This is a genomic window from Mesorhizobium sp. BR1-1-2, from assembly GCF_020165435.1.
GTDB lineage: Bacteria > Pseudomonadota > Alphaproteobacteria > Rhizobiales > Rhizobiaceae > Mesorhizobium.
Genome location: NZ_JAIUID010000022.1, coordinates 15,729 through 41,623 on the forward strand (window position 1 = coordinate 15,729; position 25,895 = coordinate 41,623).

At 63.9% G+C, this 25,895-nt stretch carries 30 protein-coding genes and 1 riboswitch; of the genes, 27 read left to right on the plus strand and 3 right to left on the minus strand.

The window, feature by feature from the left end:
- Window positions 1-24: 24 nt before the first annotated feature.
- The gene (locus LB551_RS28015; RefSeq protein ID WP_224661224.1) at window positions 25-852 is read right to left on the minus strand and encodes an O-methyltransferase; all 828 of its coding nucleotides are present in this window, start codon (window positions 850-852) and stop codon (window positions 25-27) included.
- Window positions 853-1,034: 182 nt separating this feature from the next.
- Here LB551_RS28015 and LB551_RS28020 point away from each other — a divergent pair, with 182 nt between their 5' ends.
- The 6 genes from LB551_RS28020 to msrA all read left to right on the plus strand — a co-directional run bounded on the left by LB551_RS28020 (window position 1,035) and on the right by msrA (window position 3,511).
- Complete coding sequence (locus LB551_RS28020) at window positions 1,035-1,772, plus strand: glycoside hydrolase family 108 protein (RefSeq protein ID WP_224661253.1); 738 nt, start codon at window positions 1,035-1,037, stop codon at window positions 1,770-1,772.
- Window positions 1,773-1,774: 2 nt separating this feature from the next.
- The gene (locus LB551_RS28025) at window positions 1,775-1,975 is read left to right on the plus strand and encodes a hypothetical protein (protein WP_140553738.1); all 201 of its coding nucleotides are present in this window, start codon (window positions 1,775-1,777) and stop codon (window positions 1,973-1,975) included.
- The gene (locus LB551_RS28030; RefSeq protein WP_224661225.1) at window positions 1,972-2,211 is read left to right on the plus strand and encodes an ABC transporter permease; all 240 of its coding nucleotides are present in this window, start codon (window positions 1,972-1,974) and stop codon (window positions 2,209-2,211) included. Before LB551_RS28025 ends, LB551_RS28030 begins: the two co-directional genes overlap by 4 nt.
- Window positions 2,196-2,396 carry a hypothetical protein gene (locus tag LB551_RS28035; RefSeq protein ID WP_224661226.1) on the plus strand — a complete coding sequence of 67 codons (201 nt, stop codon included), beginning with the start codon at window positions 2,196-2,198 and terminating at the stop codon, window positions 2,394-2,396. Before LB551_RS28030 ends, LB551_RS28035 begins: the two co-directional genes overlap by 16 nt.
- Window positions 2,397-2,495: 99 nt before the next feature.
- Window positions 2,496-2,807 carry a hypothetical protein gene (locus LB551_RS28040; RefSeq protein WP_140561129.1) on the plus strand — a complete coding sequence of 104 codons (312 nt, stop codon included), beginning with the start codon at window positions 2,496-2,498 and terminating at the stop codon, window positions 2,805-2,807.
- A gap of 185 nt (window positions 2,808-2,992) precedes the next feature.
- The gene (gene msrA, locus LB551_RS28045) at window positions 2,993-3,511 is read left to right on the plus strand and encodes a peptide-methionine (S)-S-oxide reductase MsrA (RefSeq protein WP_224661227.1); all 519 of its coding nucleotides are present in this window, start codon (window positions 2,993-2,995) and stop codon (window positions 3,509-3,511) included.
- A 174-nt stretch (window positions 3,512-3,685) separates the two neighbouring features.
- Here the strand turns inward: msrA and LB551_RS28050 are convergent, their stop codons facing one another.
- Entirely contained in the window at window positions 3,686-4,003 is a 318-nt protein-coding gene (locus tag LB551_RS28050; protein ID WP_224624426.1) for a hypothetical protein, read from the minus strand.
- Between the two features lie 217 nt (window positions 4,004-4,220).
- Window positions 4,221-4,334: riboswitch (TPP riboswitch) on the plus strand.
- Here LB551_RS28050 and LB551_RS28055 point away from each other — a divergent pair.
- From LB551_RS28055 to LB551_RS28070, 4 genes are all read left to right on the plus strand, one after another.
- A complete protein-coding gene (locus LB551_RS28055) occupies window positions 4,325-4,933 on the plus strand; it encodes a Ykof family thiamine-binding protein (protein ID WP_224661228.1) in 609 nt (202 codons plus the stop codon). It overlaps the preceding riboswitch by 10 nt.
- A 98-nt stretch (window positions 4,934-5,031) precedes the next feature.
- The gene (locus tag LB551_RS28060) at window positions 5,032-5,787 is read left to right on the plus strand and encodes an ABC transporter permease (protein ID WP_411970970.1); all 756 of its coding nucleotides are present in this window, start codon (window positions 5,032-5,034) and stop codon (window positions 5,785-5,787) included.
- Window positions 5,784-6,551, plus strand: coding sequence for an ABC transporter ATP-binding protein (locus tag LB551_RS28065; protein ID WP_224661254.1), 768 nt, complete (start codon window positions 5,784-5,786; stop codon window positions 6,549-6,551). The genes LB551_RS28060 and LB551_RS28065 overlap by 4 nt, the downstream gene beginning before the upstream one ends.
- A complete protein-coding gene (locus tag LB551_RS28070) occupies window positions 6,544-7,566 on the plus strand; it encodes an ABC transporter substrate-binding protein (protein ID WP_224661230.1) in 1,023 nt (340 codons plus the stop codon). Before LB551_RS28065 ends, LB551_RS28070 begins: the two co-directional genes overlap by 8 nt.
- A gap of 163 nt (window positions 7,567-7,729) precedes the next feature.
- On the opposite strand, the gene LB551_RS28075 is transcribed toward LB551_RS28070, so the two are convergent.
- On the minus strand, window positions 7,730-10,141 hold the full coding sequence (locus LB551_RS28075) for a tetratricopeptide repeat protein (RefSeq protein WP_224661231.1): 2,412 nt from the start codon (window positions 10,139-10,141) through the stop codon (window positions 7,730-7,732).
- A gap of 117 nt (window positions 10,142-10,258) precedes the next feature.
- Between LB551_RS28075 and LB551_RS28080 the strand changes: the two genes are divergently transcribed.
- The 17 genes from LB551_RS28080 (at window position 10,259) to LB551_RS28160 (ending at window position 25,877) form a co-directional block, all read left to right on the plus strand.
- Window positions 10,259-11,047: a methyltransferase family protein gene (locus tag LB551_RS28080; protein ID WP_224624430.1), complete on the plus strand. Its 789-nt coding sequence runs from the start codon at window positions 10,259-10,261 to the stop codon at window positions 11,045-11,047.
- Window positions 11,048-11,230: 183 nt separating this feature from the next.
- Window positions 11,231-11,395: a DUF3309 family protein gene (locus LB551_RS28085; protein ID WP_023757858.1), complete on the plus strand. Its 165-nt coding sequence runs from the start codon at window positions 11,231-11,233 to the stop codon at window positions 11,393-11,395.
- 438 nt (window positions 11,396-11,833) lie between these two features.
- Window positions 11,834-12,559: a GntR family transcriptional regulator gene (locus LB551_RS28090; RefSeq protein WP_140553753.1), complete on the plus strand. Its 726-nt coding sequence runs from the start codon at window positions 11,834-11,836 to the stop codon at window positions 12,557-12,559.
- A gap of 3 nt (window positions 12,560-12,562) precedes the next feature.
- Window positions 12,563-13,615: an ADP-ribosylglycohydrolase family protein gene (locus tag LB551_RS28095; RefSeq protein WP_224661232.1), complete on the plus strand. Its 1,053-nt coding sequence runs from the start codon at window positions 12,563-12,565 to the stop codon at window positions 13,613-13,615.
- Window positions 13,612-14,595 (plus strand): PfkB family carbohydrate kinase, encoded by a 984-nt coding sequence (locus LB551_RS28100; RefSeq protein WP_224624432.1) that lies wholly within the window; start codon window positions 13,612-13,614, stop codon window positions 14,593-14,595. Before LB551_RS28095 ends, LB551_RS28100 begins: the two co-directional genes overlap by 4 nt.
- Before the next feature lie 39 nt (window positions 14,596-14,634).
- Window positions 14,635-15,696, plus strand: a complete 1,062-nt coding sequence (locus LB551_RS28105; RefSeq protein ID WP_318012771.1) for an ABC transporter substrate-binding protein — start codon at window positions 14,635-14,637, stop codon at window positions 15,694-15,696.
- Window positions 15,697-15,762: 66 nt separating this feature from the next.
- The gene (locus LB551_RS28110; protein ID WP_140553760.1) at window positions 15,763-16,632 is read left to right on the plus strand and encodes an ABC transporter permease; all 870 of its coding nucleotides are present in this window, start codon (window positions 15,763-15,765) and stop codon (window positions 16,630-16,632) included.
- Window positions 16,632-17,420, plus strand: coding sequence for an ABC transporter permease (locus tag LB551_RS28115; RefSeq protein ID WP_224661233.1), 789 nt, complete (start codon window positions 16,632-16,634; stop codon window positions 17,418-17,420). Before LB551_RS28110 ends, LB551_RS28115 begins: the two co-directional genes overlap by 1 nt.
- Window positions 17,420-18,484: an ABC transporter ATP-binding protein gene (locus LB551_RS28120; protein WP_224661234.1), complete on the plus strand. Its 1,065-nt coding sequence runs from the start codon at window positions 17,420-17,422 to the stop codon at window positions 18,482-18,484. Before LB551_RS28115 ends, LB551_RS28120 begins: the two co-directional genes overlap by 1 nt.
- Window positions 18,485-18,542: 58 nt before the next feature.
- Window positions 18,543-19,793, plus strand: a complete 1,251-nt coding sequence (locus LB551_RS28125) for an aconitase X (RefSeq protein WP_224661235.1) — start codon at window positions 18,543-18,545, stop codon at window positions 19,791-19,793.
- Window positions 19,790-20,239, plus strand: coding sequence for an aconitase X swivel domain-containing protein (locus LB551_RS28130; RefSeq protein ID WP_224661236.1), 450 nt, complete (start codon window positions 19,790-19,792; stop codon window positions 20,237-20,239). Before LB551_RS28125 ends, LB551_RS28130 begins: the two co-directional genes overlap by 4 nt.
- Window positions 20,240-20,486: 247 nt before the next feature.
- Window positions 20,487-21,083 (plus strand): thioredoxin family protein, encoded by a 597-nt coding sequence (locus LB551_RS28135; RefSeq protein WP_224661237.1) that lies wholly within the window; start codon window positions 20,487-20,489, stop codon window positions 21,081-21,083.
- A 27-nt stretch (window positions 21,084-21,110) separates the two neighbouring features.
- Entirely contained in the window at window positions 21,111-22,736 is a 1,626-nt protein-coding gene (locus LB551_RS28140) for an FAD-binding protein (RefSeq protein ID WP_224661238.1), read from the plus strand.
- Complete coding sequence (locus LB551_RS28145) at window positions 22,733-23,059, plus strand: ferredoxin family protein (RefSeq protein WP_224661239.1); 327 nt, start codon at window positions 22,733-22,735, stop codon at window positions 23,057-23,059. Before LB551_RS28140 ends, LB551_RS28145 begins: the two co-directional genes overlap by 4 nt.
- Window positions 23,060-23,072: 13 nt before the next feature.
- Window positions 23,073-23,909 (plus strand): ABC transporter ATP-binding protein, encoded by an 837-nt coding sequence (locus LB551_RS28150; RefSeq protein WP_140553774.1) that lies wholly within the window; start codon window positions 23,073-23,075, stop codon window positions 23,907-23,909.
- Window positions 23,910-23,921: 12 nt separating this feature from the next.
- Window positions 23,922-24,821, plus strand: a complete 900-nt coding sequence (locus LB551_RS28155) for an ABC transporter permease (protein WP_140553776.1) — start codon at window positions 23,922-23,924, stop codon at window positions 24,819-24,821.
- Window positions 24,822-24,857: 36 nt separating this feature from the next.
- A complete protein-coding gene (locus LB551_RS28160; protein WP_140553777.1) occupies window positions 24,858-25,877 on the plus strand; it encodes an aliphatic sulfonate ABC transporter substrate-binding protein in 1,020 nt (339 codons plus the stop codon).
- Window positions 25,878-25,895 lie beyond the last annotated feature (18 nt).

Consider the following 25,895-nt stretch of genomic DNA (forward strand, 5'->3'; position numbering starts at 1 on the left):
TGGTTTATCCGGGCTGTCGTCTCGTCACCGCCTGATGCCCCAGGCATAGGTTCTTTGCCTGGATGCGTTCAGACGGCGCACCTCGTACCGGCCCTGCCGCTCGATCTCGGCGACCGCTTCGACCACGCCATCGAAGGACCCTGGCGTGACGTCGTCGAATACGACCATGTCGCCCTCGCGCTGAACGCCCGAAACGCAGCGATGCTCGGCCAGCACGTTCTTCCTGGTGTGCTGCGCGTCGATAAAGGCGAAATGGATCCGGTTCACGCCGACCCTGGGCAATTGAAAGAGTGAATCGCCTTGCAGGAAAATGATCCGGTCGGCCAGCGGCTGCCACGGCCGAAGCAGTTCGGCGCGCGACTTCCTGCCGTCATGGTCGTCGATGCAATTCCAGTAGAAGCGGTGATGGTGCGGCAGGACGTCAAGCGTGACGACATGCCCGCAGGCGCCGGCATCGGCGAGCGCCTTGGCCATGCAGATCGCGGAGAAACCACGCGCGGTGCCGGTCTCGACGACGGTGGTGAACGGCCTTGGGCTGTCGGCCAGCTGGCGGCGAAGAAGACTGTAAAGCACCCGCCCGTGCGGGTAGGCGAGCGCGTTGGTCTTGATGGTGATCTGGGTGTGGAGGGCCAGTTCGTCGAGCCAGTCGCGATCGACGGCAAAGCCGGTTTCGGTTTCGAGCCTGTCGATCTCAGGGAATGAGACGCGCCGGGTGGCTTCGAACAGCCTCAGATATTCCTCTTTCGTGGCACGCGGCGCCGAGCCCAGGGGGGCGACGTTCCAGCGGCGATCGATGGCGGCCGACAGGCTGTTGAAGGCCAGGCGCCGCGCGGCGCCAACAAAGTCTCTCATCCCAGACCTGTTCGTCCTGAAGTTGCATTTTTCTAACCATGCGCCGGCCGGCGCGCAAGGCGACCTTCGGTTTTGATGCACTGCAAGCAGGTACCGAGGCGCGCGCAACGGCGACTATCCGCACCCCTGTGCTGCCGGCGATCACCCACTCACCCCATCAACCAGAAATCGAAAGGGATATCATGGACCGCAATTTTACGCGGGCGCTTGCGCTCGTCCTCAAATCCGAAGGCGGCTGGTCGGACAATCCGGCCGATTCGGGCGGCGCCACCATGAAGGGCGTCACTCTCGCCAATTTCCGCCGCTACGTGAAGGCGGATGCCACCAAAGCGGATCTCAGGAAGATCAGCGATGCCCAGCTCGCCACGGTGTACCGCCGCTTCTACTGGGATGCGATTGCTGGCGCCGAGTTGCCCGACGGTGTGGATTACGCCGTGTTCGATTTTGCCGTGAACAGCGGGCCGGGCAGGGCGGCGAAATATCTTCAAGCAGTGGTCGGCACCGTCCAGGACGGCCGCATCGGGCCCGAGACGCTCGCTGCCGTCGGTTCCAGACCGGCGGCTGTCGTCATCGACAATCTCTGCGATGCCCGCCTGGCTTTCCTGAAGCGGCTTCCGACCTGGCCGACTTTCGGCAAAGGCTGGTCGAGCCGGGTCGGATCCGTCCGCGCACAGGCGCTGCTGCTGACGGCTGCCGGGGCAGGCGAGGCATCGGCCACGCGGCCAGATCCTGCACCGACCGCTGCTGCGGCGGCGCCGGGCGGCGCTGCTGCCGCAGATGCCGTCGAACCGCTCGCGGCGGCGCCTGCCGACTCCAACATCCCAGCCGCCACCAAGGCGGGCAGCATCATTGCCGCGTGCCTGCTCGTCGCCTACGCCGCCCGGCAACACATCGCCGCCGCCTTGCAAGGAATGTTCTGATCATGGCCACCATAACCCAGCCGACCATCCGCCCGACCAACAAGCTGACGGCCGCGACCATCGCCGCCGCCGCTGTTTCGATTTCCGGCGTCTTCGTGCGCAATGTCTGGCCATCCTGGTACGATGCCGAGACGTGGGCCACGTTGCTGCCGCTAGCCGTCTTTGCCGTCGGCTATCTCGTCAAGGACGCGCCAAACCAATGAACGCGCTCCTCTCCTTACTGCTCGGCAATTCGACCGTTCTCGGCATCGGCGCGGCCATCGTCGCTGTGTTTGGCTGGGGTGTTCGCCAGCGGCTTGCCGGCGAGCGCGCCGAACGCAGCCGGCAGGCCGCGGCCGAGGCGGCGGCGCGGGACGTCGCCGACCAGATTGACAACGATATCGGCGCGCTGCCCGCCGCAACTGCCCGAAAGGAGCTCAGGTCATGGGCAAGGGATTGATTGTCGCAGCGGCCGCAGCACTTGTCGCGGTAGCCGGCTGTACCACCGTCACCGGCGGATTTTGCGCGGTCTCGAGCCCGATGCGCTTGTCCGCATCCGCTGTCGCAGCGCTGTCGGATACGGAAGTCAGAACGCTGCTGGCGCACAACCGCAAGGGCGAGAAACTGTGCGGGTGGAAACCATGACGATCGTATTGCCGCTCGATTCGGGTCCTGCTGCTCGGGGACTGCTCATCTTCGGTGCCGGATCGGTCATCTGTTGCCTGATCGCGAGACAATGAAATGATGCATGATATTTTCGACCTGCTCGGTATCAAGGTGCCGGTGGTGGTCGCCGGCCTGTCCGGCGGCATATTGCGAGCGCTGTCGCGCCACCGCTACAAGCCGCGCGAGATGGTGGCCTCGCCGATCTGCGGCGCGCTCGCCGCCGCCTATCTGACGCTGCCCGTGGTCCAGTATTCCCGCGCCATGGGCCTGCCGATGGCCAACGACGACACCACGACGCTGGCGGCCGCATTCCTCATCGGCGTCTGCGCCATGTGGATCTCGGATATCGTATTCGAGGTCGTGGTGCGCAGGTTCAAGCCTGGGGAGTGACGCCGCGCGCCCGTGGTGATCGGCAGCAGGACGCGCCCGTCGACTGGACGAAGCCGACGACAATGCCCATCTATGGGAAATCCTGGAGCGGCTGTCATAGCGCCGGGCCTCCAGTTTTATCTTGCGCAAATCCGGACGGAAACGGCTACAACCTTTCCCGGAGTTGCTTTGGGGAGATTTGATATATGGCGACTTCAAGCGAACGCGCAGTGCTTGCCGGCGGCTGTTTCTGGGGCATGCAGGATCTGATCCGACGCATCCCGGGCGTCCTGTCCACGCGCGTCGGCTACAGCGGCGGCGACGTGCCTGACGCCACCTACCTAAACCACGGCACCCATGCCGAAGCCATCGAGATCAATTTCGATCCCGCCAGGCTGAGCTACCGCACGCTGCTGGAGTTCTTCTTCCAGATCCATGACCCGACGACACGCAACCGCCAGGGCAACGATGTGGGGATGAGCTACCGTTCGGCAATCTATTACACCAGCGATGAGCAGAAGCGCGTCGCCGAAGACACCATCGCCGACGTCGACGCCTCGGGCCTGTGGCCCGGCAAGGTGGTCACCGAGGTGGCTCCGGCCGGCGCGTTCTGGGAAGCCGAACCCGAGCATCAGGACTATCTGGAGAAATACCCGAACGGCTACACCTGTCATTTCGTCAGGCCGGGCTGGAAGCTGCCGGTTCGCGAAAAGGCTGTTTCGTAGGCGCCGGACCAATTCGTAGGCGCCGGACCGAACAAAGCCCGGTTCCTGCCAGGCTCGGCCGATGGCGGGTTGCGTTTTCAGGCGCCTGCCTGTTCGGCGAGGGTGAAACATCCAGAGACGGAGAGGCCACGGAACAGGCGTCCCGTGACGTTCTCCGGCAGTTTCGGCGAATGGCTACTTGCCGCAATGCTTGTCATTGACGGTCGGCGAAGCCGTGCCCGGAGCGGTGTGGCTGGCATCCGGCTGAGCACCTTGTGGGCTGGCCGGACAGTTCCGGTCCGCGTTCGAATTCATGCCGTCGGGCATGACGGTCGTGCTGCCGGTCGTGCCAGGATCCACCGTGTTCGGCGATGCCGGCGTGTTCGGGTCGACCGTGACCGATTGGCCACTGCCAGGCCCATTATCGGCGCCGTTTCCGCCAGTATTTTGCGCCATCGCCGAAGTGGCGAGACCAATTGTAAGAGCCGAAGCTGCGAGGATTTTCATGAACATGGTTTGTCTCCATTTCTGTGAAGTCGTCGCTCGTTTCTACGAAGTTCGTCGCGTTTGCGACTATAGGGACAACCACTCGTCGTGGCTAAGGTTCCGGACAAATTTCGCTCAGACCGGGCCCGACGGAACCGCCCATAAATCAGGCTTGGCGCAATGCATTTCCGGCGATGGTCCTGAAAAAACAGCTTTCATAGCCGTCCGATTGGTGCTTTAACGCGCTCATCCACAGGGGTGCTCCGTACGGTCGGGGCTGAGACGAGGGCGGCAAGCCCACGGACCCTAGAAGCTGATCTGGGTAATACCAGCGGAGCGAGGCGGGCGATGCTTTCAGGCGCACAGATTTCCCTATATCCCATGGCCGACGATTTCGTCGGTGTTATTCTTGGTGCGCTCGGCGCGCTCGATCCCTATCGTGATCGACTGAGGATTGAGACCGACGATATCTCAACCCTGCTGGTCGGACCGCCCGAGGTGCTGTTTCCTGCCATGCGCGACCTGTTCGTGGCGGCAGCGCGCAGCGGCAAGCATTGCGTGCTTTCGGCCGCCATCTCGCGCGGCTGCCCGGGCGAGCCGGACGATCCAATCTGCCGCTCCGACGCGTTTGGCGGACCTGCCGGGCCGCTCGGCCCGCGCAAGGAAGCCGCTATCACCGCTGTGCGCGGCGTGGCCGTCACCGGCCAGCCGGCGGCGGCGCAGTTCTCGCTTTATGTCATGGGCACCGACGACCACATGGACGAGATCTATGGCTGCATCGACTTCCTGAAGCAGTCGGGCGTATATGAGCGCTCCAAGCATTTCTGCACAAAGTTGCGCGGCGACGCAGGCGCCATTTTTACCGCACTCAACGAGGCCTTTTGCCGTTTCGGGCCGGGTGCCGGCCACGTAACGCTCGACGTCACCGTCTCGGCCAACAGCCCCACCGCCGTCTGACGGCGCGCCCCGCGCCATCCGCTCCGGGTACCTGTGTGTCCTCCCCGTCCGCCCCTTCGCGTCCGATCGTGGACCTCATCGCCAGAACCGCTCCGGCGATGCTTTCGGTGGGGCTACTGCTGGCCGCCTGGGAACTCTATGCACGCTTTGGTGGCGTCAAGCCGACAATCCTCCCGGCGCCATCGCGCGTCTTCGCTCAGGCAATGCTCAACCGGCACGCCCTGGCCGATAACGCCGCGCCAACCCTACGTGCCACGCTCGCAGGCTTTGCCTGTTCGCTCAGCGGTGCCTTTGTGCTGTCGATATTGGTCGACTTCTCCCAGCCATTGCGGCGCGCCCTTTTTCCGGTCTTCGTGGTCAGCCAGACCTTGCCGCTGGTGGCGATTGCACCGCTGGTGGTGCTGTGGTTCGGCTTTGGGCTGATGCCCAAGGTCATGCTGGTGGCGCTGGTCACCTTCTTTCCGATGTTGGTGGCTTTGGCCGAAGGCTATGAGGCGACGGAGACTGAGATCGGCCAAATGCTGCGCGCCATGGGGGCAGGGCGCTGGCGTGTCTTCGTCCTGGCGCGGCTGCCATCGGCGTTGCCCTACTTCTTCGCTGGTGTCAGGATCTCCATCACTTATGCCGTCGTTGGCGCCATCTTCGCTGAATATGCGGGCGCGGCGAAGGGCCTCGGCATCTACATGCTAAACGCCAAGAACAACTTCCGCCCGGACCTGGTGCTGGCCGCCGTTGCCGTCAGCGCCGTGCTGACGCTCGTCCTGTTCGGGCTGACGGTGCTGGTCCAGCGCCTTGCCATGCCCTGGGAACGGGCCGCCGGCGGTCAGGCCCCAGGAAAGGGGCCTTGGCGATGAACCGGCTCGAATTGCGGCATGTGCGCAAGGCCTTCGAAGGGCTCGACGTGCTTGCCGACATTTCGCTCAGCGTCGGTGCCGGCGAATTCGTCTCCATTCTGGGGCCCTCCGGCGCCGGCAAGTCGACGCTGTTCCAGCTTCTGACCGGCGCGCTTCACGGCGAGGGCGAGATATTCTTCGAGGGCAAGCCGCTCGATGACCACGGCCGGCATTTCGCTTTCATGCCGCAGCGAGACGCGTTGATGCCCTGGCGGCGCATTCTCGACAACGCCACGCTCGGGCTTGAGGTGCAAGGCGTCAGGCGCAAGGCTGCCCGCGCTCGCGTTGCGCCGCTGTTCGACGAATTCGGGCTTGCCGGTTTCGAACGGCATTTTCCGGCGCAGCTTTCCGGCGGCATGCGCCAGCGCGCGGCCTTGCTGCGCACCGTGGTGCAGGAACGCGATATGCTGCTGCTCGACGAGCCGTTCGGCGCGCTCGATGCGCTGACCCGCGCCGCCATGCAGCGCTGGTTGGAGCAGATGTGGCGGCGCCACTGCTGGACGGCGCTGCTGATCACCCACGACGTGCGCGAAGCTGTGTTCCTGTCCGACCGCATCTATGTACTGTCGGCGCGGCCGGCGCGCGTCGTCGCTGAGATCAACGTGCCGTTGCCGCGTCCACGCGAACTGGCCGGCGGCGCCGCACGGCAGGCCGGCACCCTCGAAGCCGAGATCCTCGACATCCTCCTCAACCCGAGCCACCAGAAGGACATGGACCATGACTGATCTGACGCGCCGGCAAGCCTTGCTGCTCACTGCCGCTGCTGGCCTTCCCCTTGTAGCTCGGCCAGGGCGATCTCTTGCCCAGGCGGCCGCCCGGAAAGTAACGGTGGCGCTGGACTGGACGGTCAACACCAACCATATCGGCCTGTTCGTCGCTCGCGACAAAGGGTTTTACGGCGAGGCCGGCCTTGAGGTCGACATCCTGCCCTACAGCGATACCGGTGCAGGCACGCTGGTTGCCAACCACGTTGCTGATTTCGGGATTAACGGCTCCATCGGCCTCTTCACCCAGAAAACCGCCGGCGCCGATCTCAAGGCGGTCTATGCCGTGGTGCAGTCCGAAACCGGGCGGCTGGTGTTCAATGCAGCGCGCGACGAGATCAAAAGCCCCAAGAATCTTGACGGCCTGACCTATGGCGGTTTCGGCAGTGCCTGGGAAAACGCGCTGATCTCGACCATCATCCGACACGATGGCGGCAAGGGGGCTTTCGAGACAGTGACGCTCGGCACGTCTGCCTATGAGGCGCTGGCCAACGGTTCGGTCGACTTCACGTTGGAGGTCTCGACCTGGGAAGGCGTCGAGGCAGAACTGAAAGGCGTCAAACAGCGAAGCTTCGTCTATGCCGACTACGGCGTGCCCGACGAGCACACCACATTGATCTCCTCTAGCGATGCGTATCTGCGTGCAAATCCGGAATTGGCGTCGGGCTTCATACGGGCAACGCGGCGCGGCTACCAGTTCACCGTCGATCATCCCGAAGAAGCGGCCACACTGCTGATATCAGCCAACAAGGATGCCCTGACCAATCCGGCATTGATCCATGCCTCGCTGAAGGCGCTAATCGACGGGCACTATCTGCGTGGGCAAAACGGCGCCATCGGCAGCATGGACCCAGCCAAGATGGAAGCGATCGGTTCCTATCTCTTCTCCGCAGGGATCCTCCGGAATGGCGACGGCGAGCCCGTTGCCGGGAAACCGGATTTTGGCAACTATTTCAATAACTTCTATCTGGGGTAGGGATCAAGTCGCATCGGCGCCAGCGCTGCTCAAGCTAATTGCCTTTCGTCAGTCTCGTCAAAGCTGCGGCCAAGGCAAAACCATTACCGCAATAAGCACAGAGCGGCGACTGCCGTTACGCCCAAACTACTCCAACGCAAAATCCGCGCCCCCTAAAGCCCGTCTAATCTACCCCGAGGCTCAGCGCCTTCTTGCGGTCGGCCTGAGCACGCTTGCGGTTGCCCTTGGCTTCCCACGCCCGGCTCCGCGCCTGGTAGGCGGTTGCGAAATCCGGCTTGAGCCTTATCGCCTGGCTGAAATCCGCGATGGCCCCTGCATAGTCCGCTCTGCTGATTCGGATCACACCTCGACCGAAATAGCCAAAGGGGTTTTTGTGATCGAGGCTGATGGCCTTTTCGAAATCGCGCAGCGCGGCGACGTCCTCGTGCCCTCCCATCCATAGGAGGCCTCGATCGGCATAGACCCTCGCGTCCGCGGGGTTGAGATTGATGGCCTTTTCGAAGTCGGCAAACGCCCCGTCGTAGTTTTCCTGGAAACTGAGGTTCTGGCCGCGACTGTAGTAGGTTTCGGCTATATTCGGATTGATCGCGATCGCCTGCGTGTAATCGGCAACAGCATGAGCGTAATCGTTCTTGGCCTCCCAAGCCATGGCCCGGGCCAGATAGGCGTCATGAAATGCCGGGACGAGTGCGATCGCTTTGCCATACAGAGCTATGGCGCCGTCATAGTCGTTTTTCTCATGCAGCCTCCGACCCTTGGCGAAAAGCGCCTTGGCGGCAGAATGAGTATCGCTCGGATTTGTCGAAGCGGCGGCTGAACTGGCGGCGACCGCCGCCGAGCTGACGGCGGCGGGCGTAGCGGCCGCCATATCGCCCTGTCCCCTCGCAGCCACAGCCGCCTTGCGGGCGACCGCGTAATCGCGATTGTCGGGATCGAGCTTGATCGCTTGGCCGAAGTCGGCGATTGCCTTGTCATAGTCCTTCCTGTCAGCACGCGCCATGCCGCGCCCATAATGGCTGGCGTCGTCTTTCGGATCGATCTCGATGGCTACCGAATAGGCGGCAATCGCGCGCGCCACGTCGCCCTTGGCGTGCCAGGCCATGCCCATGCAGAAGTAGGCGTCGCGCGCTTTTGGATCGAGTGTTGAGGCCCGGCTGCAATCGGCAAGAGCGCCTTCGGCATCGCCTGACGTGATCTTGGCGAGGCCCCGGCGAGAATGAGCCGCAGCAAAATTGGGGGCGAGCTGGATGACCGTGTCGAAATCGGCGATCGCTTGCGCGTAAGCGCGTTTTGCGGCCCGGGCCTTGCCGCGGCCGTAATAGGCGAACCGGTTGTTCGGATCGAGCGCAATGGCTTTGTTGTAGGCGCCGATCGCCTGATCGTACTTGCCCATGTCCAGGAAGGCATCGCCGCCAAGGATCGCTTCGAGGGCGCGCGGGTCGGTCGCCTCCAGAGCCCTTGCGGCCAGCGTGTCTTGGGTAGCAGCGATATCCGGAACGAGGGCTCGCTGCTTTTGCTGTTGGGTGCCCGGCAACAGTGCCGGCTTGCTCTGGTCGGTGGCAAGCTGATCGCCGCAGCTTCCTGCCCGCGTCGGATCAAGCTCGATGGCGCGCCGGCAATCCGCCGCCGCTCCGGCGCTGTCTCCCTTGAGCGTCCTTGCGCGGCTGCGGCCGAGATAGGCGTCCGCATTGTCGGGATCGAGGCTGATCGCCTTGTCGAAGTCGAGAAGCGCGCCCTCGATGCCATATTTCGACAGCCGCATCCCGGCGCGCTCGATCAGGGTCTTTGCGGCTGTGCGATTGCTGGTCGCATCCTTGGCGGCGGATAAATCCCCGCCGGGCGCCTGTTCGGCATCGTCATCGGTGACAGTGGGATCGAACTCACTCTCGGCGGCGCGGGCGATGCCGCGTTTGACATTGGCCAATATGTTGTTGGGATCGATACGGACCGCCTCGTCATACTCGGCCAAGGCCTGCTTCGAGTAGCCCTTCCTGTCCCAGGCGATGCCCAGGCCCGCATGCGCGTTGCCATTCTGAGGGTCGGCCTCGATTGCCTGTTGGAAATCGATGATGGCCGCGTCGGTCTTGCCCTTGTGCAGGAAGGCGAGGCCACGGTTGCTGTAGGCATCGCTGGAAGACGGCTCCAGGCTGATGACGATGTTGAAGTCCGCGATCGCGCGATCGTCTTCTCCATTGCTGAACCAGTCGGCGCCGCGGTTGAGATATGCGGATGCGTCGTTCGGATCGAGCGCGATCACCTCGCTGTAGTCGGCGATCGACCGGTCGTATTGCTTCTGGTCGCCCAGAGTGACGCCCCGTTGGAAATAGGCTGTGGCGCGGATGCCGGCCGGCTCTGCGGCATCCTCCGCGATCGCGGTGCAGGCGACGATGCGCTTGTCCGGCTCGATGTCCTCGCCGATGCAGGTGGCATAATCCTTCTCGGCAGCGAGCGCAGGCATGTTCAGGGCGAGTACGGCGCCAAGCGCGACTAAAGGCCACCAACTGGGCACAAGGGTTGTCAGCGCACGAAATTCAATCGCGGCGGCGGTCAGTCCCGCACCCTTCCAGCTCATCATGTCGCTGGTCCCCCAAAAAACTTGATCGCCTTGGCGGCAATGTTCTCATTGTTCCTTTTTTGTTCTTAATATGCAAGCATAAATTGCAAATCGTCCGGCGGATCTGATGTCATCGCAATGATCGAGACGGTTAACTTGCCGTCGATCCGATCTTGTTGGTTAACTGCCCGGCAATGGTTGCGTGCAAAGGTCGCCCGAGAGGACCATCGGGTATTCGCCTTGCTCATGTCAAAAAGTGAAACGCTTTCACGCGGCGACGAGGACGGGTTTTTCTCCGCGGCGCGCAAGCGCGAGATCCTGGTCGATCTGCGCGAAGGCTTCTTTCGCGCCTGCGCACTGGCTTGCGCGGGGTTGTTTGTCTATGGCGGCGTGTATCGACTCGTGCAGGATCCGACTCGGCTCAATGTCGCGCTGGTGGCGATTTCCGAGATACTCACCTTCACCTGGCTGCTCCTGTCGCGGCGACCGGTGGTGCGTGACTGGAACCCGCTTACCGTCATCGTCTCCGTGATCGCCAGTTTCGGTGCCGCCCTCATCAGTCTCGAACCGGGAGTGGCCGTCATTCCGGTCTATGTCGCCGCGCCGCTGCAGCTCATGGCGCTGTCTTTCGTCATCTGGGGAAAGATTTCCCTGGGCCGTTCCTTCGCCATCCTGCCTGCCAATCGCGGCGTGATGACGGGCGGCGCCTATCAGCTGGTGCGGCACCCGATCTATGCCGGCTATCTTACTGGCCACGTCCTATTTCTGCTGTCGGCCTTTTCGTTCTACAATCTCGCCGTCTACGCCGTGATCACGTTCCTTCAGCTGTATCGTATCCTGCGCGAGGAGGCATTGCTGGCCACCTTGCCGGAGTATCGCGAGTACATGAACCGCGTGCCCTATAGGCTATTTTACGGGATCGCCTGACGACCCTTCCCTGATTCGAGACACCTAGTTGCTGCCTTCTGGCCGACCCGCCCGGCCGGCGGCCCGTCTCGATGTCAGACATCAAATGGAACATGAACGCGATCAAAGCGTTCATCTTACCAGCAACATTCTCAACCCAGAAGTGCCGGAACCGGCGCGCAAGTGCCTGCGGGAGTGGAAGCCATGAGCCTTGGAACCATCCTTATCATCATCCTTATCCTCGCCTTGCTCGGCGGCTTCAGCGGCCTCGGCGGCGGTCCGTTCTATGGAACCGGTTATTATGGCGGCGGCGGGCTGGGGCTTGTGTTGCTGATCGTCATTATTCTGGTCGTGCTTGGACGCATCTAAGGTGCGTCGTGCACGTCGTTCTCACAAGGGCGAGAGCCGCTTTTGGGCGACATGCATTGGCCTTGATCGCGAGCCCGTGACCGTACCAATGCCGGCGCGCACCGGATCGTGATGCGGGCAAACAGGCTTGTGATCCGGAGTCTGGCGAAACTCCCGTAAGGTGATTTCGGTCCACACCCCCCGTGGAAAGCAAGAGGAAAGGTCCCACCCTTGTCCTCCTCCAAGGCCCGCCCCGGTTCCCGGAGCGGGCTTTCGTTCTTCTGCCGATAGGATCACCACCGCAAGATGCGTCCAGAGCGGCGAATCCTTCTTCGTCGCCTGCAGCCGGCTGATTTTGGAAAGCAGCGCACCGCGCACATACCCGGCCTGCCATTGACAAGCTCGGGACATCAGGAAATCTTAAACAGGATTAGACAGGTTCATTATACAGGTACTTATATGAAGCGGAGCGCGATCAAACTGTCTCCCGGCACGGGCAAGCCCGAGCAGATCGCCACCGTTCTCGAACACGAGATCCGTTCCGGCGTGCTGGGTTTCGGCGACCGTCTGCAAAGCGAAAATGAACTCGTCCAGCGCTTTTCCGTCAGCCGCAACACGGTGCGCAAGGGGCTGGAGGAACTGTCCAGCCGCGGGCTGATCACCACAAAGGTCGGCATCGGATCCTTCGTCACCTTTGACGGCAAGCCGGTCGATGATGCGATCGGATGGTCGCGCGCGCTGGCGAATGCCGGCGCCAACGCCGATACCCGGACGCTGCGACTGGAGGTGATCGAGGACCCCGACCTTGCCGTGCTGCTAGGCATCGAAAGCCCGCTCTTCATCGCCGTCGACCGGGTCCGCACCAATGCCAGCGACGGCCATGCCATCTCCATCGAACGCAGCCGCTTGCCGCTGTCGTCCGAACTGGAGGATGTGCCGCTGCGCGGCCTGCGCGAAGGCTCGCTGCACCAGACGCTGCGCGAAGCGGGGCTTGTACCCGACCATGGCGAGGAGTGGGTCGACATCGAGATGTTGAACGCCCATGACGCCGCTATCCTCGGTTGCCCGCAAGGCACGCCTTTCCTGCGCGGCCGTCGCCTGACGCGCGCGGCCGATGAGCGGCCGGTCGAATATGTCACCAGCCTGCTCAATCCCGCCCATTTCGCGCTGCATATGAGGTTCTGAGCAATGCCGGACAGCGAGCTTGAGATGGATCGCGCCATGGGTGCGCTCGTCGGCGGGGCGCTGGGCGACGCGCTTGGGATGCCGACGCAGCTTTTATCTCCGGGGCGGATTGCTGAACTCTACGGCCATGTCGAGGATTTTGTCGCGCCTTTCGCCGATCATCCGGTATCGAAAGGGCTGCCGGCCGGGACTATCACCGACGATACCGAACAGGCGCTGCTGCTCGGCCGCATCCTCGTTGCTTCAGGCGACCGCTTCGAGCATGCGCGCTGGGTCAACGCGCTGCTCGACTGGGAGCGCGAGGTCAAGGCGCGCGGCAGCTACGACCTTTTGGGACCGTCGACCAAGCGCGCCATCGACGCCATCAACAAGGGCGTGCCAGCCGAGGACGCCGGGCGCAGCGGCGATACCAATGGCGCGGCCATGCGCATCGCGCCGGTCGGCATCATGATGCCGCCGGAGCCGCTGGATGCGCTCGTCGACAAGGTGGCCGAGACCTGCCGGGCAACACACAACACCTCGATCGCCATTGCTTCCGCCGCGGCGGTTGCGGCCGCTGTCAGCCGCGGCACCGCCGGCGGCGACTGGCGCGCCGCGTCCGACAGTGCCGTCGTAGGGGCGAGGCGAGGGGCGACACACGGCTATTGGGTGACCGGCGGCGACATCGCCGCACGCATCGCCTGGGCGCAGGGTCTGGTGCGCGGTAAGGCGCCGCGAGATGCAGTCCGGGTGATCACCGATCTGGTCGGCACAGGTGTCGCCAGCCAGGAATCCGTTCCGGCCGCCTTTGCGGTGCTCGAGATCGCCGGCGGCGATCCTTGGCAGGCGGCCGTCATCAGCGCCAATCTCGGGGGCGACACCGACACGATCGGCGCCATCGCCGCAGGCATGGCCGGCGCCTGCACCGGCCTTTCACGATTGCCGCAGGACCGCATCGCCGCCCTCAAGGGCTTCGACATGTCGCACGTCCGAGCGCTGGCCGCCGACCTCGTGGCGGCGCGGACGTCGAAGGGCCGCCCGGCGCGGACCGGACCCGGCAAGGACGCGGCGGTATGAACGGGCGTCTCGTCCATGTCGGCAGCGCGGTGGTCGACTATGTCTACCGCATCGATGCCTTGCCGGCGCCGGGCACGGAGAAGACGGCGTCGAGCTATGCGCAGGTCGCCGGTGGCGGTTTCAACATGATGGTCGCGGCAATCCGTACCGGCATGAAGGTGGTATTCGCAGGCCAGCTCGGCAGCGGACCCAATGGCGACTTCCTGCGCGCCGCCTTCGCCGCCGAAGATATCAACATTCTGACGCAGCCTTCGCCTCTGATGGACAGCGGCAACTGCGTCGCCATGATCTCCAGCGATGCCGAACGCACCTTCGTGTCGTGGCCGGGGGCGGAGAGCGTGCTCAGCCTCGACATGATGGCGCCGGTGCTGGTCTCGACCGAGGATTGGGTGTTCACGTCAGGCTATACGCTGAGCTATCCCGGCAGCCGCGGCGCGCTCACCGACTGGATGGAGACGCTGCCGGCGGACATTCCACTTGTCTTCGATCCGACGCCGGTCGTTTCGGACATTTCGCGCGCCACCCTGTCGCGGGTGCTCGCCCGCACGACCTGGCTGAGCTGCAACGCGACGGAAGCCGCCGACATTGCCGGCCCGGGCGATGCCGACGCCCTTGCGGCACGATTGCTTGCCGATCATTGTCGCAAGGCCGACGGCGTCGTCATCCGCTGCGGCGCCAAGGGCTGCCATATCCGACTGGCGGGCGGCTCCGCCCGAACCATTCCCGGCTTCGAGGTCTCCGCTATCGACACCAACGGCGCCGGCGACGCTCATATCGGCGCCTTCGTGAGCGCCCTGGCGCGCGGCATGCCGCCTTTCGAGGCGGCGCGCTACGCCAATGCCGCGGCGGCCATTTCGGTCACCCGCCATGGCGGTTCATCGGCGCCAACAGACGCGGAAATCCAGACTTTCCTGAGCCATGCCGACGATCCCTCGACCGGCGCGCGAGGCCAGGACCGGAAGGCCCATCAGACAGCCTGACAAAGCCCGGGAAGCGGGCAAACGAAGAGAGGAACGAACATGCGCATGCCTGACTTGACTGTCCTGTTGACGGCGACTGCCGTCTTCACCTCCGCACTTACCCTTGGCGCCATGGCCGATGAGGTGCATGTGCTCAACTGGAAGGGCTACGGCGCCGACGAGCCATGGGCGATCGCCGCCTTCGAGAAGGCGACCGGCCATAAGGTGGTCAACGACTTCTTCAATTCCGAACAGGAAATGCTGACCAAGATCCGCACCAATCCCGGTCTCTATGACGTCGTTATGATCAACGCCGCCTTCAACGACCAGGCGATGGCTGAAAAGCTGATCCAGCCGATCGATACCTCCAAGCTGCCCAACTATGCCGACATCAGCAAGGACAAGGCGAACTCGCCGATGCTCGACCATGACGGCAAGGTCTATGGCGTGCCGTGGGTGTGGGGCCTGACCGCCCTGGCCATCAACGAAAAGTCCTTCGACAAGCCGCCGACATCGATCGCGGAAATGTGGGATCCCGCCCATAAGGGCCGCGTCGTCATCCGCGACGATGCCGTCGAGGCCGTGCAGTTCGGCGCCATCGCCACAGGCCAGAACATCAACGACATCAAGGACATGGATGCGGTCAAGACGAAGCTCACCTCGCTGATGCCGCAGATCAAGACCTTCTGGAGCTCGGAGAACGACTGGAACCAAATGGTGGCTTCCAATCAGATCGACATCGGCACCTATTGGAGCGGTTCGGCCGACCGCGCCAAGACGCATTTCAAGCTGCCGGTCTCGCTCGTCATCCCGCAGGAAGGCGCGGTCGCCTGGCTGGACGCCTTCTCCATCCCGGTCGGCTCCAAGAATGTCGCGGGCGCCGAAGCCTTCATCAATTACATGATCGACCCGAAATTCTATGTCGAATGGGTCACCAAGGTCGGTGCACCGGTGTCGGCCAACACCAAGGCGGTGGAAGCGCTGCCCGAGGATGCGTTCAACCGCAAGGTGATGGGTGATCCCGCGGTCGCCAAGCGCATCCAGTTCCAGGCGCCGATCACCGATGCCCAGCGCGAAGCTTATCTTACGCTCTGGCAGCAGCTGAAGGTTGACGTGAAGTAAAACGCGCGTGGGGGTCGGCCGGTGTTCTCGCCGGTTGGTCCTTCCAATCCGGGGGAGGAGGATAGCATGGCAGCAGAGGGCGCGGTCGCAGCGCGCGGCGGGCTGAGATCGGCGCTGCCGCTGCTGGCGCCCGCCTATCTCTGGCTGACCGTGGCGATCTTCCTGCCGTTGTCGGCCATGGTGTTCTTCTCGTTCATGACCGACCTGCCGCTGACGGGAAAGCCGTGGGCGTTCACGCTTGGCAACTACGCCGCCTTCTTCTCGCAAAGCCTCTACCTGACACTGCTGCTTGCCTCGCTGCGCCTCGGCCTCGAGGTGACCTTGTGGTGCATCGTCATCGGCTATCCCGCGGCTTACGTACTGGCCAAGGTGCTGAAGGGGCGCAGCCGCGAGGCGATCTTCCTGCTCGTCATCCTGCCGTTCTGGTCGAACGGGCTGGTGCGCATTTTCTCCTGGGCGATGGTTTTGCGCGAAGGCGGCATTCTCGATACCGCGCTCAATGCGGTGCTGCCGTTCAAGATCAATATCGATCTCATGTATTCCTATCCGGCGATCATCATCGGACTGGTGCACTCCTATGTGCCATACATGGTGCTGACCTGCTATCTCACTTTGCAGGCGATCGACGATTCCTTGATCGAGGCCGGACGCTCGCTCGGCGCCTCGCGGCTGCAGGTGCTGAAGCGCGTCATCATCCCGCTGTCCATGCCGGGCCTGTTGGCGGGCGCGGCCCTCATCTTCGTGCCGGTTGTCGGCTCCTTCATGGAGCCGCGCATACTCGGCGGCCGCAGCGGCACCTTCTATGGTACGGTGATCGAGGATCAGTTCGTCGCTGTGTTCAACTGGCCGCTTGGGGCGGCACTCTCCTTCATCCTGTTGGCCGTGGTGCTGGTTATTCTGGCGCTGGCCGCACCGGTGCTGCGGAGGACGGCGTGATGGCGACGACGCGTATCCTGGAATGGCTCGGCCGCCTCTATATCGCGGTGCTGCTCGCCTTCCTGTACTTGCCCATCCTCATCATGGCGCTGATGTCGTTCAACGTCTCGCCTTTCTACCAGCTGCCGTTCGAGTGGACGACGGGATGGTATGCCTCGCTGTGGCAGAACGACCAGCTCATCGCCGCCACCTGGAACAGCATCAATATCGCCGTCATCACCACGGTCATCTCGACCGTGCTCGGCTCGGCGGCGTCCCTGGCGCTCTACCGCAATGAATTCCGCGGCAAGAAATTCCTGCAGGCACTGCTGTTCCCACCGATCGCCATTCCCTGGCTGATCACCGGCACGGCGATGCTGATCTTTTTCTTCGGCATCGGCATTGGACGCGGCCTGTTCGCCATCCTGCTCGGCCATGTCGCATTGGCGCTGCCCTATGTCATCGTGGTCGTCTCGGCGCGATTGCAGACCTTCGCGCCGGAGCTGGAAGAGGCGGCGCGCTCGCTCGGGGCCAATCAATTGCAGGTGACGAACCGCGTTACGCTGCCCTGGATCATGCCGGGTGTGATCGCCGGCGGCTTGTTTGCGTTCGCCGTGTCGTTCGACCAATTCGTGGTGTCCTATTTCCTGGCGACGCCGGGGCAGACGACGCTGCCGGTCGAGATCTACGCCGCGATCCGCAAGGGTTTCACGCCCGAGGTTAACGCGGTCTCCACCATCATCATCGTCGTGTCGATGGCGCTGATGCTGCTCACGGCGCGCTTCTTCAAATTCGGCGGAGAGAAATAATGGCGGGCGTCCAGGTATCAAACGTCTCGCGCAGCTTCGGCGCACACAAGGCGCTGGACGATGTCTCCATCGATTTCGCCGATGGCGGCTTCTACGCGCTGCTCGGGCCATCGGGCAGCGGCAAGACCACGCTGCTGCGCCAGATCGCCGGCTTCGATTTTCCCGACAGCGGCCGCATCGCCATCGGCGGCGAAAGCGTTGAGCGGGTGCCGGTCGAGAAGCGGCGCATCGGCATGGTGTTCCAGAACTACGCGCTGTTTCCCAATATGAGCGTCGCCGACAATGTCGCCTTCGGTCTGTCGGTGCGCGGCGAGGCCAAGGCGGCGATTGCCACCGAAGTGCAACGCGCGCTCGACCTCGTTCAGCTCAGCTCGCTCGGCGGTCGCAAGCCGCATCAGCTCTCCGGCGGCCAGCGCCAGCGGGTCGCGCTGGCGCGCGCCATCGTCACCAAGCCGCGCGTGCTTTTGCTCGACGAGCCGCTCGGCGCGCTCGACAAGGCGCTGCGCGTCGACATGCAGATCGAGCTCAGGCGCATCCAGCGCGAGATCGGCATCACCACCATTTTCGTCACCCACGACCAGGAAGAGGCGCTGACGATGAGCGACCGCATCGGCATCTTGCGCGACGGTCGCCTGGTGCAGGAAGGGCCGCCGGAGGATATCTACGACCGGCCGAAAAGCGAATTCGCCGCCACCTTCCTCGGCGACGCCAATATCTTTCGCGGCGATACCACCGGCAACGGCATTCGTCTGCCGGACGGCACGACGATCGCCGCCGGGGCCGGCGCCAGGCTTGCCGCCGGCGCAAAGGCAAGCTGCGCCGTGCGTCCGGAGCGTATTCGGATTGCCCTAGATGCCGGGACTTCGGACGGCGATGCCAACATGCTCAAGGGCCAGGTATCCAAACGCATCTTCGCCGGCAACAACAGCACCTACTTTGTCGAGCGTGCCGGCCAGACGCTGAAGGTCATCGTCCAGAACACCGGCACTGATAGGCTGGCGGAAGGTCAGCATGTCGTACTACGCTGGTCGCCGGAGAGCACGGTGTTGATCGCGGCGGGGTAGTTCACTGAACTGTTGGCGTTCCTCCGCGCCATAAGATCGAGCAGAGGCCGGAGCGCCAATGACGTTGGAATTGACTGCCGAGGACCAATCCATGCTCGATGGCGAGCAAGGGCCGTCGGCGGCCGCGGCCATGAAGATCCTTGTCGCCTTCTCCAAAGCCATCGGAGCAGAGAGCCTCCTCGACATTGCCGGCGCCCATATCGATGGCTGCCTCTACCACGGCAAGGCAGGGCTCGATTTCGTCGAACGGCTGGTCGAAGGCGGCGGCCGCGTTCAGGTGCCGACGACGCTCAATGTCGGTTCGTTCGATCTCATCCATCCCGGTCTGGTGAAGATGCCGGCGGCGGAGGAAGCGCCGGCGCGGCGGCTGATGAAGGCGCATATCGAGCTCGGCTGCCAGGCGACCTTTACCTGCGCGCCCTACCAGACGCGGTTCCGGCCCGGTTTCGGCCAGCAGATCGCCTGGGGCGAATCCAATGCCATCGTGTTTGCCAATTCGGTGATCGGCGCGCGCACCAACCGTTATGGCGATTTCATCGACCTGTGCTGCGCCATGACCGGACGCGCGCCGGCCTGGGGCCTGCATCTCGACGAAAACCGGCGCGGCCGCATCCTGTTCGAGCTGGACTTTGCTGAGCCAGAGCCGAGCGACGGCTTGTTCGTCGGCGTCGGACTGATCATCGGGCAAGCGAGCGGCGATCGCGTTCCGGTTATTACAGGCCTGCCGCGGCCGCGCGACGAGGACCAGCTGAAGGCGCTGGGCGCGGCGGCAGCGACGACTGGCGCGGTGGCGCTGTTCCATGCAGTCGGCATCACCCCGGAAGCGGGAACGCTTGACCAGGCGTTCCAGGGTCAAGCACCGGAAGACACGATCCGCATCACGCGGGCCGATATCGATCAAGCGCTGGCCAGGCTGTCGCGCGTACCCGACGGGGCGCCGCTGGCGGCCGTGTCGCTGGGCACCCCGCATTTCTCGCACGCGGAATGGATGCGCCTGCTGCCACTACTGCGCGCCGTCGCGCCGGGCAGGGGCATCCCGATCTATGTCAACACCGGTCGCGCGACGCTGATGCGATTGCAGGAGGAGGGCGCGCTTGACGGCACGCAGGCGTTCGGCCTGATCCCCGTCGCCGACACCTGCACTTATGTGACTGCCATTCTGGAACGGCTCGACGGCGTGGTGATGACCAATTCCGGCAAATGGGCGCATTACGCGCCGGGCAATATCGGCGTGACGGTTGCGTTCGCCGATATGAAGGATTGCGTCCGCTCCGCCGCGATGGGGCACGTCGTGCGAGGCGCGTCATGACCGCGCCGGCGGGAACGAGAGTCGTCGAGCGATCCGGCATCTTCCAATTGACCGGCAGTGCCGAAGGGCGGGCGCTGGTGTTTTCGCAGACGCTCAGCTTCTGGGGCGGCATCGATGCGGGGATCGGGGACATAACGGATCACTCGCATCCTGGCCTTGGCCAGAACGTCGCCGGGCAAATCCTGGTGATGCCGAGCGGGCGCGGCTCCTCGTCCTCATCCTCGGTGTTGGCCGAGGCGATCCGAAGGGGCACGGCGCCTGCCGGCATCCTCCTCGAACGGCCCGACCCGATCCTGGCGGTGGGTGCCATCGTTGCGGAGTTTCTCTACGGGATCAGCATGCCGCTGGTGGTGTGCGACATTGACGGCATTGTTTCCGGCGAGCGGATCGCGATCGGTGTCGGCGGGGATAATAGGGCAATTGTCCGCAAAGAAAGCGTTTCCTGACCAAGTTCGACGCGGACGACACAGGCAGTTGGCGCTTCGCTCCCCACCCAAATCTCATTTCTTTCAAAACAGCCTTCCGCTCGAACAAACTTTTCGCCCGGCCCGAAACATTGGCACGATATTCCAAGCGGCGCGGTTGACCGAGGGCGGGTTGTCTAGCCTATAATTCTACTAATTTCATAGACTAACTTAGTCCGGCGCTGCACGGCATGCTCCATCTGAGCGGCAGCAAGAAGGGAACGCATCGATGCCGAAGACAGAATCCAACTCGATCGAGCTTGGCACCAAAGCGGCCGATTTCCTGTTGCCCGACGCACAAGGCGTGCTGTACCGGCTCGGCGATTTCGATGCAAAGCCCGCCTTGCTCGTCGTCTTCATCTCCAACCGCTGCCCGTTCGTCGTTCTGATCCGCGAGCAGCTTGCCGCTTTCGCCAGGGAATATGCGGGCAAGGGGCTGCAAGTGGTGGCGATCAATTCCAACGACCATGAGGCGCATCCCGAAGAGACGCTGGCCCGCATCGGCGAGGAAGTGAAGAAATTCGGCTATTCCTTCCCCTATCTCAAGGATGCCTCGCAGCAGACGGCGAAAGCTTATGGCGCGGCCTGTACACCCGACTTCTTCCTGTTCGGCGCCGACCGGCGGCTCGCCTATCACGGCCAGTTCGACGATGCGCGGCCGGGCAACGGCAAGGCGGTGACGGGCGCCGATCTGCGCGCGGCGCTCGACACGGTGCTGGAAGGCGGCAGGCCCGCCGCCGACCAGGTGCCGTCGATCGGCTGCAACATCAAATGGAGCGCCGGCAATGAGCCGGCGTGGTTCTCGGGCGCTGCGCGCGCTGCTTAGCGCCTCGCACTCCTTCGCAGAGCATCCATGTCCATGCCTCAAAAATCCGCGTCCGACAGGCTGCAACTCCAGGCCGACGTGCTCGTACTGGGCGGAGGCCCGTCCGCAGCCTGGGCGGCGGTCGCCGCTGCCGAAAGCGGCGCGCAGGTGGTGCTGGCCGACAAGGGCTATCTCGGCACCAGCGGCGCCACCGCGCCGTCCAATACGGGTACCTGGTGCGTACCGCCGGGCGACAACAGGCATGCCGTGGTCGAGCGACGCTGGCAGCGCACCGGCGAACTTGCGGACCAGCGCTGGATGCTGCGCTGCGTCGACACGGCCTATCGCAACCTGCTCAGGCTTTCCGAGTGGGGCTATCCGTTCCCAAGCGAGGATGACGGCCGGCTCTACATCGCCAATCTGCGCGGGCCCGACTACATGCGCTTCATGCGCCGCCGTGTGCTTCTGGCTGGCGTTACCGTGCTCGACCACCATCCGGCGCTGGAACTCCTGTCGGATGGCGATGCCGTCGTGGGCGCGGCCGGTATCGGCCGGCAGGCCGGCCAGGACTGGCGCGTCGACGCCAACGCGGTGGTGCTGGCGACCGGCGGCTGCGCTTTCCGTGAGCGCATCCTCGGCGGGACTGGACTGACCGGCGACGGCTATCTGATGGCGGCAGAGGCCGGCGCAAGCCTGTCGGGCATGGAGTTTACCGGCAAATACACGTTGGCGCCCTTTGGATCTTCGCTGAACAAGGGGTTGCCGTTCCGCTGGGCCTCGTTCCATCGCGAGGATGGGTCGCCGATCCTGGGCCCTACCGGTGAGCCGCTGCGCAACGGCATCGGTGAACGCGAGGACGAGGTGGCGCGCGCATTGATCGAGGGACCGGTTTATGCGCGCCTCGATCAAGCGGAACCCGCGCTGCAAGGCTGGTTGCGCCAAGGGCAGCCGAACTGCTTCGTGCCTTATGACCGCGCCGGTGTCGACCCGTTCACCGAGCTGTTCCGCATCACCCTGCGCGCCGAAGGCACGGTGCGCGGCACCGGCGGCATCGACATCGTCTCCGACGACTGCGCCACCGGCGTGCCCGGCCTCTATGTCGCAGGCGACGCCGCCAGCCGCGAGATCATGACCGGAGCGGTATCGGGCGGCGGCGCCGTCAATTCCTCCTGGGCGCTGGCCAGCGGCTGGTGGGCGGGCAAGGGCGCCTCGACCCATTCGAAGCGTCGCGGCGGCAAGGCGTTCCGCGACACCGTCGAGCCACTCGGCCAGGCCGGCCTGCGCCCGGCGGCCTCGCCGCGTGCCGACATCGCGGCAGGCGAGATCATCGAGGCGGTGCGCAACGAGATGACGCCGCTCGACAAAAATTTCTTCCGCAACGGCGAGAGCTTGGAGAAAAGCCGGCAGCGGCTGGAGAGTGTCTGGCGCGACGTGCGCGACCATCTGCGGGGCGAAGGGGTGGACCGGGTCCGCACGCGCGAGGCGGCGTCGATCGCCGCCGCCGGGCGCTGGTCGGTGGCGGCCGCGCTGCATCGGACAGAAAGCCGCGGCATGCATAGGCGCACCGATCTGCCGGGCAAGAACCCGGCCCTCGCGCATCGGCTGGTCATATCAGGCGTCGACGACTTCCGCATTGCCGGGGCGCCGAAGCGCCTGGCGGAGCTGGCGTCATGATCGAGATCGTCTCGGCCGCGCGCTGCGTCGAATGCGACATTTGCGTCAAGGTGTGCCCGACCAATGTGTTCGACGCTACCAGGGACGGCGCGCCTGTGATCGCCCGTCAGGACGATTGCCAGACCTGTTTCCTGTGCGAGATCTACTGCCCGACCGACGCGCTTTACGTTGCCGAGTTCGCCGAGGGGCCGACCGGTATCACCGAAGCGCAGGTCGAGGCACGTCAACTGTTCGGCGGCTACGCCCGCGCGCTCGGCTGGAAGCGCGGCAAGGCCGGCGGCTCTGAATTCGACCCGACGCACCGCATCCGCGTGGCGCAATAGGAAGCGACAGGACATGGACCGCATCGTCGTCAGCGATATCAAGAAGACCTTCCTGCTCAAGCCGGGGCAGTTCGTCACCGTCGACGGCGAGGAGACCGACCGCGTCACCGTGCTCGACGGTGTCGATCTTTCGGTCCGCAAAGGCGAGTTCATCACTTTGGTCGGCCCGAGCGGCTCGGGCAAATCTGTGCTGCTCGACATCATCGGCGGGCTGACGCAGGCAAGCGGCGGCGACGTCCAGCTCGACGGCCGGCGCATCACCAGGCCGGATCCTAAGACCGGCTATGTCTTCCAACAATATGCGCTGTTTCCCTGGCGCACGGCGCTGGCCAACATCGAATACGCACTGGAAGTGCGTGGTGTCGCCAAGGCCGAGCGCACGGCGACGGCGCGCCACTTGTTGTCGTTGTTCGGTCTTGCCGGTTTCGAGGACCGTTTCCCCAACCAGCTCTCCGGCGGCATGCAGCAGCGCGTGGCGATCGCCCGCGCCCTGGCGAGCAACCCGGAAGTGCTTTTGATGGACGAACCCTTCGCGGCACTCGACCAGCAGACGCGCGAGCTCCTGCAAGGCGAGCTCTTGCGGATCTGGGGCAAGATCAAGACGACGGTTATCTTCGTTACCCATTCGATCGACGAGGCGATCTTCCTCGCCGACCGCGTGGTGGTGATGACGGCGCGTCCGGGCGCAGTGAAGGAGATCATCGACATCGACCTGCCACGGCCGCGCGACGGAGACATCCGTGCCAGCGCCGGATTCAACGGATATCGCGCCCGCGTCTGGGACGCGCTGCGCGACGAGGTCAACAAGGCGCAGAAGGACTGGACGTTGTCGCCAGCCTTCAGTCATTGAGGAGCTAGAGCCATGGCCTATCTCACCGAAAAGTTCGGCCCTGCCGGCGCTCTTCACCTGTTTGCCGGCGCCGGCGAAACGGCGGCCGCCGCGAGAGTGCCGGCCATCAAGGCCCACAGTGCCAAGGCCCGGCGCAAGGGGACGAGCCACGGGACTTTCCTTTACGGCTTGCCGCTGCTCGGCCTGTTCTTCCTCGTGTGGGAAATCGCGCCACGGCTCGGCTGGCTGAACCGTATCTTCTTTCCGCCGCTGAGCGAGGTGCTGGTCGCTTGGTGGAACCTGCTCGCCTCGGGCGTTCTGGTCGAACATATCGGCATCAGCCTGCAGCGCGCGGCGATCGGCTTTGCTCTCGGCGTGGTGGTGGCCATTCCGCTGGGCCTGCTGATGGGGCGCTACTCGCTGTTCGAGAAGGTCTCTGACCTGCTTGTGCAGACGCTGCGCAACACCTCGCAATTCGCGCTGCTTCCGGTGTTCATCCTTTTGCTCGGCATTGGCGAGGAATCGAAGGTGGCGATCACCTTCTACTCCTCGGTCTTCTTTCTGCTGGTCAACACGATCAGCGGCGTCAAGTCGGTCGATCCGCTGCTGATCAAGGCGGCGCGCTCGATGGGTACGTCCGACTTCGACCTGTTCCGGAAGGTCATCCTGCCGGCCAGCATCCCCTCTGTTGTCGCCGGCGCAAGGCTGGCGGTGAAGTCGTCACTGTTCGCGGTGATCGGCGCCGAGATGCTGGCGGCCAAATCCGGCCTCGGTTTCCTTATTCAGAACTCGCAGTTGATGATGGAAACGGCGGACATGTATGCCGGCATCCTGACGCTGACCGTCATCGGGCTCACCGTCAACTATTTGCTCGTCTGGTTCGAGCGCTGGGCGACCGCCTGGAAAGGCCAGTCCGAGTCCTCGCTCATCTGAGCCGTTCACTCATTCCAATCAGCAAGGATTTTCCTCATGTCCAACATTGCATTCGACGGATTTCGCCGGCTGTTCCTGAAGGGCGCCATTGCCGTCGTCATCGGCCTTGGCGGCATGCCCGCCTTCGCGCAGGACAAGCCCGAAGTCATCCGCATCGGCAGCACCGCGCCGGGGCACCTCAAATTCGTCCTCGCCCAGAAGGACGGCTGGTGGGAAAAGGAGTTCGCCAAGGACGGCATCAAGGTCGAACTTGTCACCTTCAATGGCGGCTCCGAGGCGACGACGGCTTTGGCTACCGGCGCAATCGAATTCACCTATACCGGAAACAATCCCGCGTTGCGCGTCGCCGCCTCGGGCGCCGATGTCAAGCTGATCGGCCTGTCGAGCTATGTGCGGTCGGGAGGCTCGTATGTCGTGGTTAAATCCGACTCTCCCCTGAAGACGCTGCAGGACCTCAAAGGCAAGAAGGTCGCCTATCTCACGGGCACGGTGCGGCATTCCAATTTCAGCAAGGCGCTGAACAGCGTCGGCCTGACGACTGGTGACGTCGAGGGGTTGAACCTGCCTTTCGAGGCCTCCGGCCCGGCACTGCTGCGCGGCGACATCGACGCCCTCGTCGAGACGGATTCGACCGCGGCTAAGCTGGTCGATACCGGCGAAGCGCGGGTACTCTTCGATACCAGCACCTACCCGGAATGGAACGTGCCGAACGTCATTTCGGTCAACGGCGCCTTCGCGGCGAAATATCCCGACCTGGTCAAGCGGCTGCTGAAGGTCGACATCGAGATTTCGCGCTGGGCTGATGCCCATCCCGACGAGACGATCAAGACATTCGTCGAGGCGACCAAGTCGTCGGAGAAATCGGTGCGCAAGACCTATGCGGACGGCGTTTTCCACCAGGATCCGAGGCTGACCGACGATGCGATCGAGGCGCTCAAGGGCGAAGAGAAATTCATGGCCGGTGCCGGGCTTTTGAAGGGCTCGATCGACTATGGCAAATGGATCGACAAGAGCTTTGTCGATGCCGCCGCGGCGGAAGTCGCCGTCGTACAGTAGGCTTTGGGCTTGGGCGGG

Excerpts from the sequence above, each read along its gene's own strand:
- LB551_RS28155 (WP_140553776.1), top strand. The coding sequence starts at position 23,922 with ATGGCCTATCTCACCGAAAAGTTCGGCCCTGCCGGCGCTCTTCACCTG.
- LB551_RS28125 (WP_224661235.1), top strand. The coding sequence starts at position 18,543 with ATGACGTTGGAATTGACTGCCGAGGACCAATCCATGCTCGATGGCGAG.
- LB551_RS28015 (WP_224661224.1), bottom strand. The coding sequence starts at position 852 with ATGAGAGACTTTGTTGGCGCCGCGCGGCGCCTGGCCTTCAACAGCCTG.
- LB551_RS28120 (WP_224661234.1), top strand. The coding sequence starts at position 17,420 with ATGGCGGGCGTCCAGGTATCAAACGTCTCGCGCAGCTTCGGCGCACAC.
- LB551_RS28160 (WP_140553777.1), top strand. The coding sequence starts at position 24,858 with ATGTCCAACATTGCATTCGACGGATTTCGCCGGCTGTTCCTGAAGGGC.
- LB551_RS28130 (WP_224661236.1), top strand. The coding sequence starts at position 19,790 with ATGACCGCGCCGGCGGGAACGAGAGTCGTCGAGCGATCCGGCATCTTC.
- LB551_RS28100 (WP_224624432.1), top strand. The coding sequence starts at position 13,612 with ATGAACGGGCGTCTCGTCCATGTCGGCAGCGCGGTGGTCGACTATGTC.
- LB551_RS28075 (WP_224661231.1), bottom strand. The coding sequence starts at position 10,141 with ATGATGAGCTGGAAGGGTGCGGGACTGACCGCCGCCGCGATTGAATTT.
- LB551_RS28050 (WP_224624426.1), bottom strand. The coding sequence starts at position 4,003 with ATGTTCATGAAAATCCTCGCAGCTTCGGCTCTTACAATTGGTCTCGCC.
- LB551_RS28090 (WP_140553753.1), top strand. The coding sequence starts at position 11,834 with ATGAAGCGGAGCGCGATCAAACTGTCTCCCGGCACGGGCAAGCCCGAG.
- LB551_RS28080 (WP_224624430.1), top strand. The coding sequence starts at position 10,259 with ATGATCGAGACGGTTAACTTGCCGTCGATCCGATCTTGTTGGTTAACT.
- LB551_RS28020 (WP_224661253.1), top strand. The coding sequence starts at position 1,035 with ATGGACCGCAATTTTACGCGGGCGCTTGCGCTCGTCCTCAAATCCGAA.
- LB551_RS28025 (WP_140553738.1), top strand. The coding sequence starts at position 1,775 with ATGGCCACCATAACCCAGCCGACCATCCGCCCGACCAACAAGCTGACG.
- LB551_RS28105 (WP_318012771.1), top strand. The coding sequence starts at position 14,635 with ATGCGCATGCCTGACTTGACTGTCCTGTTGACGGCGACTGCCGTCTTC.
- LB551_RS28035 (WP_224661226.1), top strand. The coding sequence starts at position 2,196 with ATGGGCAAGGGATTGATTGTCGCAGCGGCCGCAGCACTTGTCGCGGTA.
- msrA (WP_224661227.1), top strand. The coding sequence starts at position 2,993 with ATGGCGACTTCAAGCGAACGCGCAGTGCTTGCCGGCGGCTGTTTCTGG.
- LB551_RS28135 (WP_224661237.1), top strand. The coding sequence starts at position 20,487 with ATGCCGAAGACAGAATCCAACTCGATCGAGCTTGGCACCAAAGCGGCC.
- LB551_RS28030 (WP_224661225.1), top strand. The coding sequence starts at position 1,972 with ATGAACGCGCTCCTCTCCTTACTGCTCGGCAATTCGACCGTTCTCGGC.
- LB551_RS28065 (WP_224661254.1), top strand. The coding sequence starts at position 5,784 with ATGAACCGGCTCGAATTGCGGCATGTGCGCAAGGCCTTCGAAGGGCTC.
- LB551_RS28150 (WP_140553774.1), top strand. The coding sequence starts at position 23,073 with ATGGACCGCATCGTCGTCAGCGATATCAAGAAGACCTTCCTGCTCAAG.
- LB551_RS28115 (WP_224661233.1), top strand. The coding sequence starts at position 16,632 with ATGGCGACGACGCGTATCCTGGAATGGCTCGGCCGCCTCTATATCGCG.
- LB551_RS28110 (WP_140553760.1), top strand. The coding sequence starts at position 15,763 with ATGGCAGCAGAGGGCGCGGTCGCAGCGCGCGGCGGGCTGAGATCGGCG.
- LB551_RS28040 (WP_140561129.1), top strand. The coding sequence starts at position 2,496 with ATGCATGATATTTTCGACCTGCTCGGTATCAAGGTGCCGGTGGTGGTC.
- LB551_RS28140 (WP_224661238.1), top strand. The coding sequence starts at position 21,111 with ATGTCCATGCCTCAAAAATCCGCGTCCGACAGGCTGCAACTCCAGGCC.
- LB551_RS28095 (WP_224661232.1), top strand. The coding sequence starts at position 12,563 with ATGCCGGACAGCGAGCTTGAGATGGATCGCGCCATGGGTGCGCTCGTC.
- LB551_RS28055 (WP_224661228.1), top strand. The coding sequence starts at position 4,325 with ATGCTTTCAGGCGCACAGATTTCCCTATATCCCATGGCCGACGATTTC.
- LB551_RS28145 (WP_224661239.1), top strand. The coding sequence starts at position 22,733 with ATGATCGAGATCGTCTCGGCCGCGCGCTGCGTCGAATGCGACATTTGC.
- LB551_RS28070 (WP_224661230.1), top strand. The coding sequence starts at position 6,544 with ATGACTGATCTGACGCGCCGGCAAGCCTTGCTGCTCACTGCCGCTGCT.
- LB551_RS28060 (WP_411970970.1), top strand. The coding sequence starts at position 5,032 with ATGCTTTCGGTGGGGCTACTGCTGGCCGCCTGGGAACTCTATGCACGC.
- LB551_RS28085 (WP_023757858.1), top strand. The coding sequence starts at position 11,231 with ATGAGCCTTGGAACCATCCTTATCATCATCCTTATCCTCGCCTTGCTC.